The organism is Gimesia fumaroli, assembly GCF_007754425.1.
GTDB lineage: Bacteria > Planctomycetota > Planctomycetia > Planctomycetales > Planctomycetaceae > Gimesia > Gimesia fumaroli.
The window spans coordinates 3,177,547-3,193,885 of record NZ_CP037452.1 but is presented as its reverse complement, the minus strand read 5'-3'; the positions used below and the strand labels follow the sequence as shown (position 1 = coordinate 3,193,885).

The 16,339-nt window shown below is 49.8% G+C and carries 12 protein-coding genes; 4 read left to right on the top strand and 8 right to left on the bottom strand.

The annotated features are described in order from the left end of the window. Nucleotides 1-4: 4 nt before the first annotated feature. The 3 genes from Enr17x_RS12140 to Enr17x_RS12130 form a co-directional block, all read right to left on the bottom strand. On the bottom strand, nucleotides 5-844 hold the full coding sequence (locus Enr17x_RS12140; RefSeq protein ID WP_145309040.1) for a sigma-70 family RNA polymerase sigma factor: 840 nt from the start codon (nucleotides 842-844) through the stop codon (nucleotides 5-7). Between the two features lie 457 nt (nucleotides 845-1,301). Then, a complete protein-coding gene (gene rpsA, locus Enr17x_RS12135; RefSeq protein WP_145309038.1) occupies nucleotides 1,302-3,152 on the bottom strand; it encodes a 30S ribosomal protein S1 in 1,851 nt (616 codons plus the stop codon). Between the two features lie 496 nt (nucleotides 3,153-3,648). Beyond that, a complete protein-coding gene (locus Enr17x_RS12130; RefSeq protein ID WP_145309036.1) occupies nucleotides 3,649-4,827 on the bottom strand; it encodes an aldose 1-epimerase family protein in 1,179 nt (392 codons plus the stop codon). A gap of 239 nt (nucleotides 4,828-5,066) precedes the next feature. Between Enr17x_RS12130 and Enr17x_RS12125 the strand changes: the two genes are divergently transcribed. From Enr17x_RS12125 to Enr17x_RS12115, 3 genes are all read left to right on the top strand, one after another. Beyond that, entirely contained in the window at nucleotides 5,067-5,909 is an 843-nt protein-coding gene (locus tag Enr17x_RS12125; RefSeq protein ID WP_145309034.1) for a glycosyltransferase family 2 protein, read from the top strand. Between the two features lie 289 nt (nucleotides 5,910-6,198). Next, nucleotides 6,199-8,193 carry an ATP-dependent zinc metalloprotease FtsH gene (gene ftsH / locus Enr17x_RS12120; RefSeq protein WP_145309032.1) on the top strand — a complete coding sequence of 665 codons (1,995 nt, stop codon included), beginning with the start codon at nucleotides 6,199-6,201 and terminating at the stop codon, nucleotides 8,191-8,193. Between the two features lie 66 nt (nucleotides 8,194-8,259). After that, nucleotides 8,260-9,513: a DEAD/DEAH box helicase gene (locus tag Enr17x_RS12115; RefSeq protein WP_145309030.1), complete on the top strand. Its 1,254-nt coding sequence runs from the start codon at nucleotides 8,260-8,262 to the stop codon at nucleotides 9,511-9,513. A 28-nt stretch (nucleotides 9,514-9,541) separates the two neighbouring features. On the opposite strand, the gene Enr17x_RS12110 is transcribed toward Enr17x_RS12115, so the two are convergent. The 4 genes from Enr17x_RS12110 to Enr17x_RS12095 all read right to left on the bottom strand — a co-directional run bounded on the left by Enr17x_RS12110 (nucleotide 9,542) and on the right by Enr17x_RS12095 (nucleotide 14,060). After that, the gene (locus Enr17x_RS12110) at nucleotides 9,542-10,432 is read right to left on the bottom strand and encodes an alpha/beta fold hydrolase (protein ID WP_145309028.1); all 891 of its coding nucleotides are present in this window, start codon (nucleotides 10,430-10,432) and stop codon (nucleotides 9,542-9,544) included. Between the two features lie 89 nt (nucleotides 10,433-10,521). Beyond that, complete coding sequence (gene bioF / locus Enr17x_RS12105) at nucleotides 10,522-11,712, bottom strand: 8-amino-7-oxononanoate synthase (protein ID WP_145309026.1); 1,191 nt, start codon at nucleotides 11,710-11,712, stop codon at nucleotides 10,522-10,524. Nucleotides 11,713-11,813: 101 nt separating this feature from the next. Next, a complete protein-coding gene (locus Enr17x_RS12100) occupies nucleotides 11,814-12,953 on the bottom strand; it encodes a M24 family metallopeptidase (RefSeq protein WP_145309024.1) in 1,140 nt (379 codons plus the stop codon). Nucleotides 12,954-13,007: 54 nt separating this feature from the next. After that, nucleotides 13,008-14,060, bottom strand: coding sequence for an NAD(P)/FAD-dependent oxidoreductase (locus Enr17x_RS12095; RefSeq protein ID WP_145309022.1), 1,053 nt, complete (start codon nucleotides 14,058-14,060; stop codon nucleotides 13,008-13,010). 660 nt (nucleotides 14,061-14,720) lie between these two features. On the opposite strand from Enr17x_RS12095, the gene panB reads away from it, so the two are divergent. Beyond that, a complete protein-coding gene (gene panB / locus Enr17x_RS12090; protein WP_145309020.1) occupies nucleotides 14,721-15,536 on the top strand; it encodes a 3-methyl-2-oxobutanoate hydroxymethyltransferase in 816 nt (271 codons plus the stop codon). Nucleotides 15,537-15,553: 17 nt separating this feature from the next. On the opposite strand, the gene Enr17x_RS12085 is transcribed toward panB, so the two are convergent. Beyond that, nucleotides 15,554-16,315, bottom strand: coding sequence for a polyprenol monophosphomannose synthase (locus tag Enr17x_RS12085; RefSeq protein WP_145309018.1), 762 nt, complete (start codon nucleotides 16,313-16,315; stop codon nucleotides 15,554-15,556). Nucleotides 16,316-16,339 lie beyond the last annotated feature (24 nt).

The window sequence follows — 16,339 nt, the reverse complement described above, 5'->3', positions numbered from 1 at the left end:
GAAATTACTCGCCGGAAATTTCCTTGGCCAGTTTTTTGAGTGCTTCACTCTCGATCTGACGCACGCGTTCCCGTGTCAAACCTAATTCCTGACCGATCTCTTTTAATGTTTTGGGTTCGTCACCATCCAGACCAAACCGCATCCGTAGAATGCTGGCTTCGCGATCCGGAATTTCTTTCAGCAATCGATAGACATGTTTCAGATTGTCATTCTCAACCAGCTCGTCATCCGGACCTTTTAAACGGTCATCGGGAATCATCTCTCCCAGTGACCAGCCGGCTTCATGCTGTTCGGATTGAGGCGACGAATTATAAAGCTGAATCGCTTTCTTGACGATCTTCAACTTTTTAGGAGGCAGGTCGAGTTCTTTGGCCACTTCTTCTGTCGTGGGAGTTCGATCCAGGGTGTCTTGTAGCTGAGCAGTGGCACGTCGCCATTTGGTCAAAAGTTCAACCATATAGGCGGGAATCCGAATCGTCTTCGCGGAATTCACCAGCGCCCGTTTGATCGACTGTTTGATCCAGTAACTGGCGTAGGTACTGAAGCGGGTTCCCATCTCGGGATCAAAACCCTCAACAGCTCTAAGGAGACCCAGGTTGCCTTCTTCAATCAAGTCCTGAAGTGGCAGACCTTTACCTGAATACGCTCGTGCGATATTCACAACGAGCCGCAGATTCGCTCGCACCATGCGGTCGCGGGCTTCTTTATCACCGTTTTCAATTCGGTTCGAAAGCTCCTTCTCTTCTTCTGCAGTGAGCAGGGCGGTTTCGTTGATTTCTTTGAGATATGTTTCTAACGGATTCTGTACGGCTGAAGAGGAACGCCGTCGAGCAGTTTTCTGCATGGAAAACCTGTTATCTATTTGTTGTTGACAAATGGAAATGCCGAACCGATTCCATGGCTTTCCATTAGATTTGCAACCGTTCGCGGGAACTCGTTTCCTCTCGACACGATGATTTATTTACAGAATTAAGGAAGAGATACCTTTCACTCTGTAAACTACTTATCGGCAAATCAAAGTGGTTTTCTGAAGGCGGTATGGAAAAGCCCAGCAGGAAACGAGGAATCTGCAGAAACTGTAACGATTGTAGCAATCAGGAAGATCTCTACTGCTAAAACACAGTGATTACTACAGTTTTGCACAGAATCAGGCTTCAGACATTGCAACAATCTTACTTGATTGAACTCCCCCCCTCTGAAGCGTCACCGCACGTTTTGCGGAGACAAAAAAAGCGGTGGTCCGTTAAGACCACCGCTTTGATTTTGATTCCATTTCCAGTCAGATTTTGACTAGAGATGATTTACTCAGCCGATTCTTCAGCCTTCTCTTCTGCAGCAGGTTCCTCTGCAGGAGCTTCTTCACTGCTTTCTGAAGTTTCAGAAGGCATGCTGAACAGTGGGGCGTTTCCGCCGGTTCCGCCCATCAGTTCCTTACGAGGAGCACCAGCAGTTGCTGGCTCACCGGCTTCACCCGACACTTCTTCTTCGATTGGCTCTTCGAGCTTACGGCTCAGGCCGATCTTACGATCATCAGTGTCAACACGCAGGATTTTGACATCCAGTGTTTCGCCGACCTTGACAATATCTTCGGGGTTTTCCACTTTGTGATCTGCGAGTTCTGAAATGTGGAGCAGACCTTCCAGCTCATCTTCCAGTTCTACGAAGACACCAAAGTTCGTAATTTTGGTAACCACCCCTTGCACGATGGCACCGGGCTGGTATTTCTGAGGAATATCGGTTTCCCATGGATCGGAAGCGAGCTGCTTCAGTCCCAGAGCAATTCGCTTTCGCTCTTCATCAACGGAAATGACCAGACACTCGATTTCGTCGCCTTTCTTCATGACTTCACTGGCATGAGAAATCTTACGTGTCCAGGACATATCGCTCACGTGCAGCAAGCCGTCGACACCTTCTTCGAGTTCGATGAAAGCACCATAGTTGGTGAGATTGCGAACGGTTCCTTTGACCTTGGCACCTTCCGGGTATTTTTTGGTGACTTCGTCCCATGGGTTGGACTGAGTCTGCTTCATACCGAGAGAGATTTCCTGCTTGTCTTTGTTGACACCCAGAACAACCACTTCCACTTCATCGCCGATATTGACGAGTTCACTTGGATGGTTGATACGTTTGGTCCAGGACATCTCACTGATGTGTACCAGGCCTTCGATGCCGTCTTCCAGTTTGACAAAGGCACCGTAAGACATCACGTTGACAACGTGACCGATGACTTTGGTACCCACCGGGTATTTGGACTCGACCAGTTCCCAGGGGCTGGGTGATTTCTGCTTGAGACCGAGAGCAATTTTTTCTTTTTCACGATCAACACTCAAGATCATGACTTCGATTTCGTCATCAATCTTCACGATTTCAGTCGGATGGTTGATACGTCCCCAACTCATATCGGTTATGTGTAACAGACCATCAATCCCGCCGAGATCAACGAAGGCACCAAAGTCGGCGATGTTTTTCACGACGCCCTTAACAATTTGACCTTCTTCAATCTTGCTGAGCAGATCCTGTTTGAGTTTCTCACGTTTTTCTTCGATGAGTTTACGACGTGAGACAACGATGTTTCGTCGGGCTTCATCAATTTTCAGAATCACACACTCAATAGTACGACCAATGTAGTTGGCGATATCGGAGGGACGACGAATATCAACCTGACTGGCTGGCAGGAAGACATTGACGCCGATATTGATGAGCAGGCCACCTTTGATTTTGCGAACGACAGTACCGGAAACCACATCGCCTTCGGCGTGTGTTGCGATGACTTTTTCCCACTCGCGAATGCGATCTGCTTTGCGTTTGGAAAGCATGGTCAAGCCGAATTCGTCTTCGACTTCTTCCAGCAATACCTGAACCTTATCACCGGCCTTGGGAGGTTCTTCTTCCTCAGACCATTCATCAATGTGAACGACACCTTCACTCTTGAAGCCGATGTCGACGAGAACTTCTTCACCCTCAACGCTTAATACAACACCATCAATAATCTGATTTACATCATAGGCACAGGAGACGGAAGCATAGACGTCATCCAACACCCAATCGGTTTCTTCACCGTCTGCATCTACTTCTGGCATGACCTCTGCGAATGCCGCATCCAGGTCTTCATCAGAAATGTTAAACTCTCGAATTAAATTACGATCAACCATACTAAAAAAAATCCAAATACACTTAAAATTTCAAAATCAACTTCTTACAGGAATGCCCCATCAAATTTTGCTGTTAGCGGAACCTGGCATGAACTCGCTTGGGTTCACCCGTTCCAGCAATTCAAAAACATCTCTTTGTCAACAGGTCTCTGACGTTCGCTCACGAAGAGCAGGGGAGAGAGAGAAGGCGTCAACTTGTCTTTGAACGTGATCTAACAATCGAAAAAAAAGCGAAGAGATCAGAGAATCTCCCGCAACATTCCTGCGAATATCAATTTCTCCAAAACCAATTGTCTCACTACGTGGTCAACACACAACGCATTGATCAATGCACACAGGAGATCAGTCCAGCAAATATATCAGAACCAATTGATTTAATTCCAGCCATATAGATGTCTGAAAGTCATTAAATCACGTATTTCTTGTATTTTTTTGACTTTTTGTGGTTCTGATTCACAATCCCGACTGACGGCCATCAGATCGTCAGAAACAGAGATCAAGAAAACCGGGGGTGGGGCGTCTCATGAATAACAGACTGGCCCTTTTCACTTAACTTCGTGATTTTCTGCCGGACCTCATCAACGGAATCCGAATTATTCAAAATTGATACCTGGAATTCGGTCTCGTAGCTGGCCCCCGACTCGAGAATTCTCAATCGTCCCTGTTCCCGCTCGACCGCCCTGAAGTTGGGGAAACCAATCGCTGGCTCCAGTCCTGTCACATAGCCGCCCGCCTCGGACTGGGTATTCTTCCATAACGTAAAATAAGGGAGAGATGCCTTTTTCAAATCAACCAAAAACCCTATTCCACCCTTTTTATCTGCCAGCAACGCTGGTGTATCTCCTTTGTCATCACAGACAGGGAGAAAATAGTACGCCTGCTCAGCATAACCGGGGGTCGGTCCCAGATAAGTCTCGAACTCCTTCACCCCTTCTGCCGCACGGGAATCGCGGGGGGCCATTTCCTCAAAAGGTATCGCGAACTGGGAACCTTCTTCCAGAAATGGGGCCCCCACATTGATGTGATACAACAATTCTGACTCCGCAGATTCCGGCCCCAGGTTTGTAACGCGGTCACGAATCCGGAATTCCGTTGAGTCCAACCGGGTTTCGAGCGTCGACTCCAGGAGAAAATGACTACCAAACAGCATCCCCTCTTCCATTTTGCCCGTAACTTTTAACCAGCCACCGTCGGCTGGATCAAGTTCGACATTCACAAAATGAGCCGGGGTATTGGCAATGCGTCCGTGTAAAGTTATTTCCGATTCCAGCGGATTACCACCTGAATCGGTCCCGGGAGGGCCGTTTGAGATCAGGCCACATCGACAAATCAGCTCATTAAAGCCACTCAGCCAACCCAGCCCACCTCGCTCGGAAAGTGTGACATAAGCAGGATTTACAGGTGTTTTTACGGGAGACTGCCATTCCAGTGGGATTCCCTGACAATTCCCTTTCCAGACCCCCATTCCCCGTGTGGGCAGAATCGACAACTGCAGCGCGCCGTTATTCACCTCGATCAGATCTACACCTTCCGAAAGACCGCCGTGCAGTTGTGTTTTGTGAATTGACCAGCCTGGATTCCTGGAAAACTCGGGATGGCTCTCTGCATTCAACAGGATTTCTTCCACCCAGGTTTGCGAACTCACATCAGTGAACAAAAATTGTGTTGATTTCATTGTCGCGCCTTAAATCTAACAGATCAGTAAATTCGGAATATCCGGCAGGAGTGAAATAAAGAAGAATATCAACCTGACAGTCTGGATAATGTAAACCGGTTTGTTCAACCCGGCCAGCACCGAAAGCAGAAACGAATCAGAAAGTCCTCTTGCAGATGCCATTTGCAACTTATAATACAGAGTAGAACCTATCAAACATTACCCACTCTGTATCAAAGTTAATCATGGATTTCCACTCAATGACACCAGTTCCTCAATCGGATGAACACGGTTACCCGTACACGACCGAATGGTACGACTCCTTGAAAGCATCACTGGGAGAAGCCGGTTGCCGACAGCTTGGCTTTTATCCCATTCCAGAAGACTTTTTACTCTCGGTGGTCATCCCCATCTTTAACGAGAGTAAAACCGTTGAGAACCTGATCAATCAGGTCAAAGCCGTTCCGATTCGAAAGGAACTGGTTCTGGTCGATGATGGCAGCACCGATGGCACGCGGGAAATCCTGAAGCGACTGGAAGAACTGTCTCAGACCAACGAAGACTCCCAAAATCAAATTCGCGTCATTTTTCACGAAGTGAATCAAGGAAAAGGAGCCGCTGTCAGAACAGGGTTTCTCGAAGCACAAGGCGACGTCATGCTGATTCAGGACGCCGACCTGGAATACGATCCTTCGGAATATCCGCGTCTCCTGCAGCCCATCATTGAAGGGAAAGCAGATGTTGTTTATGGCAGCCGATTTCTGGGCGACCAGCCTCACCGGGTCCTTTACTACTGGCATTTTCTGGGGAACAAGTTCCTGACAACACTTTCGAACTGTTTTACCAATCTCAATCTGACAGACATGGAAACCTGTTACAAGCTCTTTAAAAAAGAGGTCATCAAGGAAATCGCCCCCGGGCTCTGCCAGAATCGGTTTGGTATCGAACCGGAACTCACGGCGAAAGTAGCCCGGCGTCAGTGCCGTATCTTTGAAATGTCGATCAGTTATGATGGACGGACCTACGATCAGGGAAAGAAAATCGGCTGGCGAGACGGCGTGAAAGCACTTTGGTGCATAGTGCGATATGGATTGAAAGATTAGTGGCGAAATCCTGATAGAATGCAATAACATCCCGTCTTGGAAGAACTTATTTTGCTGACGGCTTGCCTGATCCTTTCTAAAAACAGGCTTCCCACCATTGCCTGCAAGGCAGATTTTCCCATAGAATCAGCAACATGTTACTGAAACAGAGAAATAAACATTCGTCCCCTGCAATAGCAGTGAGACGATTTACCGGCAAACGGCTGATCGAACGTGAGTGCCACATCACGGGAAAACCGGTCTTCAGCAATTAGAATACAAAGATCTCAGTATACGAACGGAATAGCATATGGCCTCTCCTCCGGAGAACCCCCAAGAGAATCCTCCCAAAGGCAAAGCCCCTCAAAAGCAACCAGGCAAAGACTCTCAGGGCGCCGCTCCCTCAACAGGTCCCTGGCTGATCATCCTGCTGATTCTGGTTATCGGCAGCCTGATCATGATGAAATCCTCGCCGGAAAATACGGGATCGAAAGTAGACTACAGTTTTTTCATTTCTGAGCTGAATCGTGGCAATGTAGAATCTGTCGATTTCCATGGTGACATCCTAACCGGGAAGTGGAAGATTCGCCCTGAGAATCCAGACAAAGAAAAGAAAGACGAAAAACTGGCAGAAGAGTTCAATACCGTTCTGCCCTCACATCCCGTCGAAGATCGAGATCTGGTTCCCGAACTCATCAAACAGAAAGTCGATTTCAAGGCGGAAAGCACCAATGTCGGCATCGGCACTTACATCATCCCCTGGTTGATCGGCCCGCTGTTGATCATTGGGTTCTTCTGGTTCATGCTGCGTCGTTCTGCCGACCCCATGGGTTCAGGAATGCTTGGAAATTTCACCAAGAGTCCGGCAAAGCGATTCCGCCCCTCTGAAGAACAAACCACATTTGACGATGTGGCAGCGATGGAGCAAGCCAAATCGGAATTACAGGAAGTTGTTGAATTCCTGAAGACACCAGCCAAGTTCCAGCGTCTTGGCGCACAAATCCCCAAAGGCGTCTTGCTGATGGGTTCTCCCGGAACCGGGAAAACCTTATTAGCTCGCGCAACGGCCGGTGAAGCTGGCGTTCCTTTCTATTCCATAAACGGGTCGGAATTCATTCAGATGTTTGTCGGCGTCGGCGCCAGCCGTGTACGGGACCTGTTCCGAACTGCTAAAGAAAATGCCCCCTGTATCATCTTCGTCGATGAAATTGATGCCGTGGGACGAATTCGAGGTGCTGGCCTCGGAGGTGGACATGATGAACGCGAACAGACATTAAATCAGATGCTTAGTGAAATGGATGGTTTCCAGCAAAACGAAGCGGTAATCATAATAGCAGCAACCAACCGTCCGGATGTTTTAGATCCGGCATTGCTGCGTCCCGGACGTTTTGACAGGCACATCACCGTGGATCGTCCCACTAAAGAAGGACGTGCCGCAATCCTGAAAGTTCACTCGCGGAAAATCCCGCTTTCAGATGATGTCGACCTGAATAATATCGCCGCTGGTACGATTGGTTTTTCTGGTGCCGACCTGAAGAATCTGGTGAATGAAGCGGCTCTTTCGGCAACACGTCTTAACAAAGACCAGGTCGATAAGGAAGACTTTGATAATGCTCGGGATCGTGTTTTGATGGGACCAGAACGTGAGGAGATTTTGAGCGAAAAAGAACGTGAAATGACAGCCTACCATGAAGCCGGCCATGCGTTATTGGCCTGGTTGCTTCCGGAGATTGATCCGGTACACAAAGTCACGGTGATTCCTCGTGGTAGAGCACTCGGCGTAACACAGCTCTTGCCTGATGAAGAACGCTATAACATGGGAGAGAAGCAACTTCACTCTCAATTAGCATTCATGTTGGGTGGTCGGGCTGCGGAAGGTATTGTCTTCGGCGAACATACAGCCGGAGCAGCAGATGACATCAAACGGGCGACCCAGATCACACGAAAAATGGTGGGGCAGTGGGGCATGAGTGATGTCATCGGACCGGTGGCGTTTCGCCATTCGGATGAAAACCCGTTCCTTGGAAAAGAGATGAAATCACAGGGCGAATGTAGTGAAGAAACCGCCCACGTCATCGACCAGGAAATGCAGCGTTTTTTAAACGCGGCTGAACAACGGGCAGAAGAAATATTAACAGAAAACAGGGAGAAACTTGACCTGCTGGCAAAAGCACTCGTAGAACAAGAGGCCATTGACAGTAATGACATCAAGCGTCTGATTGGCGTTTCGGTTCGGGAACAAGCAAAGCTTGATAGTGCCAAAGAAACTGGTACTGACAGTCAAAGTGACAACGAATCAGAGTAACCAGCCAATCCAGGATGCCTCATCAGAGAGCGAGTTTTCTCCTGCCTCAGCAGGAACAATTAGGAAATGACTCAGAAAACGAAAAAGAAAAAAAAGACAACTAAAACCAAATTTGATCAGTTAGGACTGAATGACAAAATCTTAAAAAACCTCAGCCAGGCAGGGTATGAAACTCCCAGCCCCATTCAGGCTGAGCTGATTCCGATCGCCGTCACCGGACAGGATTGTATCGGACAGGCCCGAACAGGAACCGGTAAGACAGCCGCCTTCTCGCTGCCGGTCCTGCAACAAATTGACCTCAGACGCCCAGGCATGCAAGCCTTGATTCTGGCACCAACCCGGGAATTGAGCGAACAGGTGGCTGAAGAAATTCGCAAATTGTGCGGCTCCCAATCACTCAATCTGGCGGTACTGGTGGGAGGCAAACCGGTTCGTCCCCAGGAAAATCAATTAAAAAAAGGAGCCCAGATCGCTGTCGGGACTCCAGGCCGCGTGATTGATCATATCAATCGCGGAAATCTCAAACTGGGCCAACTTGGTTTCGTCGTATTAGATGAAGCAGACCGTATGCTGGATATCGGCTTTCGTCCTGATATCGAAAAGATCCTGCGAAAGTGTCCCAAAGAACGGCAGACCTTACTGCTGTCGGCAACATTGCCTCCTCCCGTGGAACGTCTGGCACAACGCTATATGCAAGAGCCGGTCATGATCGACCTGTCTGATGACAAGGTCAGTGTGGATGCCATTGATCAGTATTACGTCACCGTCGACCCGGACCGTAAAATCAAGCTCCTCTCACGGCTGTTGTTCCAGGAACGTCCCAAACAAACCATCGTGTTCACCCGCACAAAACGCGGTGCTGACAAACTAGATCGGATCTTTTCCAAGAAACTGAAAGACGTCGCCGCCATTCATGGTGACTTACCACAGACGAAACGGGATCGCGTTCTCAAAAAATTCCGTGAAGGAAAAATTCGTCTGTTGATTGCCACAGACGTGATGGGACGCGGGATCGACGTCAGCGGGATTTCACATATCATCAATTTTGATATCCCCGAATTCAGCGACGATTACGTACACCGCATCGGGCGTGTCGGCCGGCTGTCTTCTGATCAGAAAGGCGCCGCATTTACCTTTGTGGCCCCGGATGAAGGAGACCAGTTGACCAACATCGAAAACCGGATCAATCATATGATTTCCGAATTTCGCATTGAAGCTTTTGAAGCCTATAAGCCACAAAAGCCCCGCAAGAAAATCGAGAAGGTTTCACACCTCGGCTCGACCGAGCACTTAATCAACCCTGACTTCGGTGATTTTTAATCAGCTGTCTTTACGCAGGCGTCACTGCTTAACCAAGCGGCGATGCCTGCGTCTGAAGAAACTGTTCGATGCGGGGCAGCATGATTTCGTGGGCGTCCTCAAACACGTAATGTCCTGCATCCGAAATCCGTAATGTTTCCGCCTGGGGAAAACGGCGTTCGAATTCGTCCAGAAAATTGGTGGTAAAACACCAGTCCTTCTCGCCCCAGATCAACAGCATTGGATGGTTTTGAAACTGTGCCAGGCCTTCTTCCACATGCTGCAGCGTCGCGTAGCTGGGATGTGAAGGCTTCAGCGGAATGTCTTTCACAAACTGATGCACGGCAACCCGATTCTGCCAAGAATCATAAGGTCCCAGAAAACCGGCTTTGACTTCGTCCGTCATCCGATCCCGTTTATTGACTGCCATGGAAATTGCGGCTCCCGAAAACAGATTCAGTCCCCGTACTCCCAAGGCACCCAATAAAGGTATTCGACAGACTGCAATTCGCAACGGAATTTCCTGTGAACGAAAAGCAGCCGTATTCATCAATACGAATCGTTGGAATCGTTCAGGCAGGTCAACGGCGGCTCCCATGCCGATCGCACCGCCCCAGTCATGGGCAAATAGAGTGATGTCCTGCAGATCCAGTTCCTGAATGAGTGTTTTCAGATTGTTGATATGCGATTCCAGCCGGTACGGATAATCCTGTGGCTTATCAGACAGACCACAGCCCATATGATCGACGGCAATCACGCGATACTGGGAAGAAAGCTGCTTCACCAGCCGCCTCCAGGCAAAGCTCCAGGTTGGATTTCCATGCACCATCAAGAGTGGTTGCCCCTGACCCTCATCCAGACAATGGTATTGATGGCCGTCGATCTTCAACCAATGAGATTCAAAGGGATATTCATTTTTGATCTGATCACGAAAATTCATGCAAGAGTCTTCAATCGATGATATTCAAAATGGCTGTCAAACAGCCCGATGAGTGATGTTTCTGTTCTGAAAAAGCTGATTTGCCTACCTTATCGAGATTCAACATTTCTGGCGAGTGAACGATCCAATGCTTTTAAAAACCGCTCCAGATCGTCTTGCTGGTGGGCACAAGTAAGCGAAATCCTGAGTCGTGATGTCCCCTCAGGAACCGTTGGAGGCCGAATAGCACCGACCAGGAAACCAGCTTCCTGCAACTCTGCCGCGATGTTCATTGTGATATCGGGGTCCTGCAGAATGATCGGGATGATGGGTCCTGCTGATGAGGGAATCGTGACGTTCGTACGCTGCTGAAGTTCGTTTCGTAGAAATTCCGCCCGTTCAAACAGAATACACCGCCGCTCCTGTTCCGCCTGAATGATCTCCAGTGACTGACAGGCGGCTGCACAAATCGCAGGGGGCAGGGCAGTTGAATAGATTTGTGTCCGTACCCGGTTCCACAACCAGTCAATCATTGCCGACGAACCAGCCACGAAGCCACCCAGCGTTCCAACGGCTTTACTGAGCGTGCCGATGCGAACCATCACCCGATGTGCAACACCGAGTTCTTCTGCCAACCCTCTACCAGTGGCGCCCCAGATGCCGGTTGCATGCGCTTCGTCAATCATCAAAATCGCCTGAAATTCCTCTGCCAGATCACAGAGCGAAACCAGCGGCGCCAAACTGCCGTCCATACTGAATACCGAATCGGTAACAATGATCTTTTTTCCTTCGCCGGTCACTTTCTCCAGCTCGCGTTTCAGTTTTCCGAGACTGTCATGACGAAAGACGCGTAACCGGGCACCAGAGAGGCGGCAGCCATCAATCAGACTCGCGTGATTCAAGCGATCACAGAACACGGTATCCTGTTCACTCGCCAACGCCGAGACAACGCCGAGATTGGCGGCATAACCACTCGGAAACAGAATCGCTGCTTCAGTCCCTTCAAATTGTGCCAGCTGCGTTTCCAACTTTGTATGCCATTCGGTACGACCACTGACTAGTGCGCTGGCCCGTGCCCCCACCCCCATCTCTGCCAACGCCGCAGTAGCAGCAGAAATGAGCCGCTGGTCATGCGCCAGATCAAGATAATCGTTGCTCGACAAATTGATCAGCGTTTGACCATCCAGCACGCAGCGTCCGCCTGGGAGTGGCCTGAAGGTTCTGCGGGATCGAAACAGGGCCGCGTCCCGGATCTGCCGCAGGTCGCTTTCAATCCATTCCGAAAATTCTGGAGAGGACATGCTGCTCGAGACACCTGATAGAAAAAGGAATGTCCAAAGTAAAACAGGTCGCCGGCTCAGTGAAACACCAGACCGGCGGCCTGATCAATTTACTCAATATTTTAGGTTAACGAGATGACGTGATTACTGAGTCGCTCGAATCCATCTTTGGTAATCAGATAGTTATGCTCGATCCGCATCCCACCGATGCCTTCGACATAAACCCCCGGCTCAAGCGTGACGACATCTCCAGCCAGCAGGGTATCGGTGCTTTCTGGTACGAGAATCGGGGCTTCCGGATGCCCCAGTCCCAGTCCATGACCGGCGTGATGCTGGAAGTTTTCTTTATAGCCAGCATCCCAGATGGGAGCCGCCGTCGCCGCATGCACGTCGGAACATTTTGTTCCCGCTTTGAGAGTCGATTCGCCTCCCTGCATGGCAGCCTGACATAAGCCAAACAGTTTCTGTTGATCAGCCGTCGGTTCACCCACGCTGATTGTATTGGTGAAGTCGCTCCGGTAACCGTGAATCACAACCGAATAATCGAGGACGAATAGATCACCGTTTTCCAGCACGTGTGGTGAGGGTAGTCCGCCAGCTTTCGGAACAGCAGGGGTCGAAGCCCGAAAATCGCCGTAAATGATCACAGGCAGGCCCGCGGCCTGTAACACAGCCGCCTGGACCTTGCGAAAGATGTCGAATTCACTTTTGCCTGCTTCCACTACTTCTCGTGCACAAGCATGACCGGCATCACAGGCCTGCATACACTGTTTTAACAGTGCGATTTCATCCTCGTGTTTCTGACGACGCAGTTGACGCAACACGCTGCCTAATTCAAGTGTCGTGTCGGTCTGCGTGATTTCCAGTTCCTGCAGCGCACCAACCGGCAACCATTCTGCTTCAACCGCTCCGGCACGACCCTTTAATTGAGGAACCACCGACCCGAGCGCTTTGAATAGCGCGTGGTCTCGGTTCTCTACGGAATGCTTGTGATCATACCACGTTTCGATAGCTTCATGGTCGATAAAGAAATCAGCAGCGGAGGACCGTAGCGTAAAGTTATCGCCGATCAACGTAACACCTTTGTCACGATCCAACAGCAAAAGTGCCCGTTCGCCGCGCGAGAAACTGCAGGGTTGGACAAGAAAATTCGAAAGATAAAGCACGTGACGTGGGTCCGCGATCAGAATCCATTCCAAATGATCGGGTACGGATTCCCACAATCGTTTCTGTCGCGCCAGACAACCTTCTTTTGACAGCATGATCTTGAAGTCCTTTCAGACTTGATTGAAAAAGTATGAATCAGCAGGTCCGGATTACTCGTGACCTTTTTCTACGAGCCAGCGTTCCGCATCCAGGGCCGCCATGCAGCCACTACCGGCGGCGGTGATCGCCTGCTTGTAATTGTCGTCGGCAACATCACCGGCAGCAAACACGCCATCTATGCTGGTATTCGTGCGGAATGGAATCTTCCACTGAATGAAACCTTTGTCGTTAGTCTCAAGTTGACCTTTCAAGAAGCTGACGTTTGGCGTGTGACCAATGGCGGCGAAATAGCCGGTGGCTTCCAGTTCTTCGGTTTGACTCTCATCTTCCGTGCTGCGAATGCGAACGCTGGTCACTCCTTTTTCATCATTGCCCAACACTTCATCAATGACCGAATTCCATTTGACTTCGATCTTCTCGTTGGCCAATGCCCGTTCCGCCATAATTTTACTGGCCCGGAATTCATCCCGACGATGCACGATATACACCTTGGAAGCGAACTTGGTCAGATAGTTTGCTTCTTCCATAGCGCTGTCCCCACCACCGACGACCACCAGTGGTTGATTGCGGAATCGGGGCATTGCACCATCACAGACGGCACACGCGGAAACGCCCATGTTTTTAAAGCGGTTTTCTGAATCGAGCCCCAGATAGTTCGCCCGGGCACCGGTGGCAATAATCACCGACAGTGCTTCGACCGGCTCACCATTGAGAGGAGTAATCTTAAACGGATGCGAGGAAAAATCGACATCAACGATATCATCCGTCACGACCCGTGTTCCGAAATTTTTCGCCTGCTGACGCATCAGCTCCATCAGCTCGGGTCCACTCACACCATGACCGGAATGCGGTGCCATATACTTCCGCTTCGATTCGTCGATAGAATCATTGAGATAGCTCTCCAGGTTACCGGCGGGAAACCCCGGATAGTTCTCAACTTCTGTGGTTAAGGCTAACTGACCTAACGGGAGAGTCCCTTGAAGGCGATTTTCTTCTGTGATCGCCCCTTCGAAGCAGAGTGGTTCAAGATTGGCACGAGAAGTATAAATACAAGCGGCCCAACCGGCGGGTCCTGATCCAATTACGACGACTTTTTCTGGCACGTTCGGTCACCTCCTGATATGCAGACTCTCTCGGCGGAAATCAGAAAGAAGAGATTTCGGACAAGAGAAATTGCCAGTGGAATGGAATTCTGAAACACAGCCAGCATACGAACTTGGCGTGTGCCACAATCCTAATGAAGTCAGGGCAGGAATTCCAGAAGGGGAAAGGACTCGTTTTTAAGCCGAGGAGAAAATCAGGGGATAACGCATAGATATAGACGTAAAAAAAGGTGCTTCGAATCATGTGAATGACTGAAGCACCTTTTCTGTGCTGAATGGAGCAAGTGCGGGCCAACGCTTGCCACCATCGCTGCTATAGTACTAATGCATAAGCCGTACCATTCAGAAAATTTCGTGCAACTTTTTCTGTAAGACACTTATATTCAGGCCTTTACGTTTTTATGAAGATCTTGCTTAGTCGATCCCCCCAAAAGAATGCGCCGCATTATGCAACAGGTGTTGCAATATAATACGGTGCAAAATACTACAGCCGTTGTGCCGGATCTGTTTTTGAAGAAAAACAGACCTCAGTCTTGCGAATCAGGACTCCATTTTCCTATTGTGGAGCCTCAACTGCTAAAAACGTCTACGATAATAGTCCGTGGATGCCTGATTTCTGGCTGCTGTGCCAGACCAGCGATGTGATTTAAGGAGAGTTCCGTGTCGAATGCGTCCCCCGCACGGCCCAAAAAGTTTACCGTCCCCCGATTTCTGGCTGCCAAAGCAAAAAAACAGAAAATCACCATGCTGACTGCCTACGATTATCTGTCAGCAAAAATTCTGGATGAAGCCGGTTTAGACTGCCTGCTGGTAGGCGACACTTTAGGAATGGTCGTCCAAGGCAAGAGTACAACGCTCCCGGTGACTGTGGATGAGATGATCTATCATGGTGAAATCGTATCCCGCGCTGTGCAGCGTGCCTTGATCATTGTCGACATGCCTTTTATGTCATTTCACGTCTCTCCTGCTCAGGCTTTGGAAAATGCGGGACGCATCCTGAAAGAGACCGGCGCAGACGCCGTCAAACTCGAAGGGGGAGTCAATCAGGCGAAAACCATCGAAGCCATCGCATCAGCTGACATCCCAGTCATGGCACACCTGGGGCTCAAACCCCAATCCGTGCGAGCACTGGGGGGAATGGGAAAAATTCAACGGGACGAAGACCAGCTCATTGCTGATGCACTCGCCGCGGAAAGAGCAGGGGCCTTCGGAATTTTGCTCGAAATGATTACCGCCCCCATCGCGCAAAAAATTACCGACACGGTCACAGTCCCCACCATTGGCATCGGCTCGGGGCCAGGCTGTGACGGTCAGGTCCTGGTCACGCCGGATATGCTGGGCATGAATGCTGATTTTCATCCGCGGTTCCTGAAAAAATATGCCAGCTTTGCTTCAGAGATGACAACTGCCGTGCAGGCGTATGCGAATGATGTCCGCGAAGGGGCCTTTCCTGATGAGTCTCACAGTCATTCCTGAGACAGTGAACCGGCCGGTTATTCTGAAGACTCAGCGGGAAGCGTACGCACCCGTTTGCCCAGGCAGTTATCGATTCCCAGTACGAACATCACCCAAAGTGCGGAAAAGGCTTCACCCATGTTGATCTTTGAGCTGCCAAACCGGCGTTCTTCAAACGTGAAAGGGACTTCCTTAAACGTACACCCCACGCGGCGGCAGCGATAGAGGATCTCTTCCTGAAAGGCATATCCCTTGGCCCGCAGCAGGTCAAAGTCGATCTCAGCCAGTTTGGGAACCCGATAACAGCGAAAACTGCCGCTGCAGTCCCGTGATTTCAGACGAAGCAACAAGCGGGCATACCAGTTGATGGCCCCACTCATAAAATACCGCTTCGGTCCCCAGCCTTCGATTTTACCCCCCGGTACGTAACGGGACCCAATAGCCACGTCTGCCTCTCTGGTTGCTTCCACCAGGTCCGGCATAAAACGGGGGGGATGACTGAAATCGGCATCCAGGTTTAACACCAGATCGTACTTGTTCTCGATTGCATAGCGGAAACCGGCAATTGTCGCCGTGCCCAGACCTAATTTACCGGTACGATGGATTGAATGAATGCGTGAATCGGCTTGCCCCAGTTCTTTTGCATACTCGCCTGTCCCATCGGGTGAATTATCATCAATCACCAGAATGTGAGCTTCGGGCAGAAAATTGTGAATCTCCGGAATCAATAGTTCCAGGTTTTCACGCTCGTTATACGTACATAATGTCACTAACAATCGAGAAGAAGCAGAATCTGTCATCAGTGTAATGAGCCCGAAGATAAA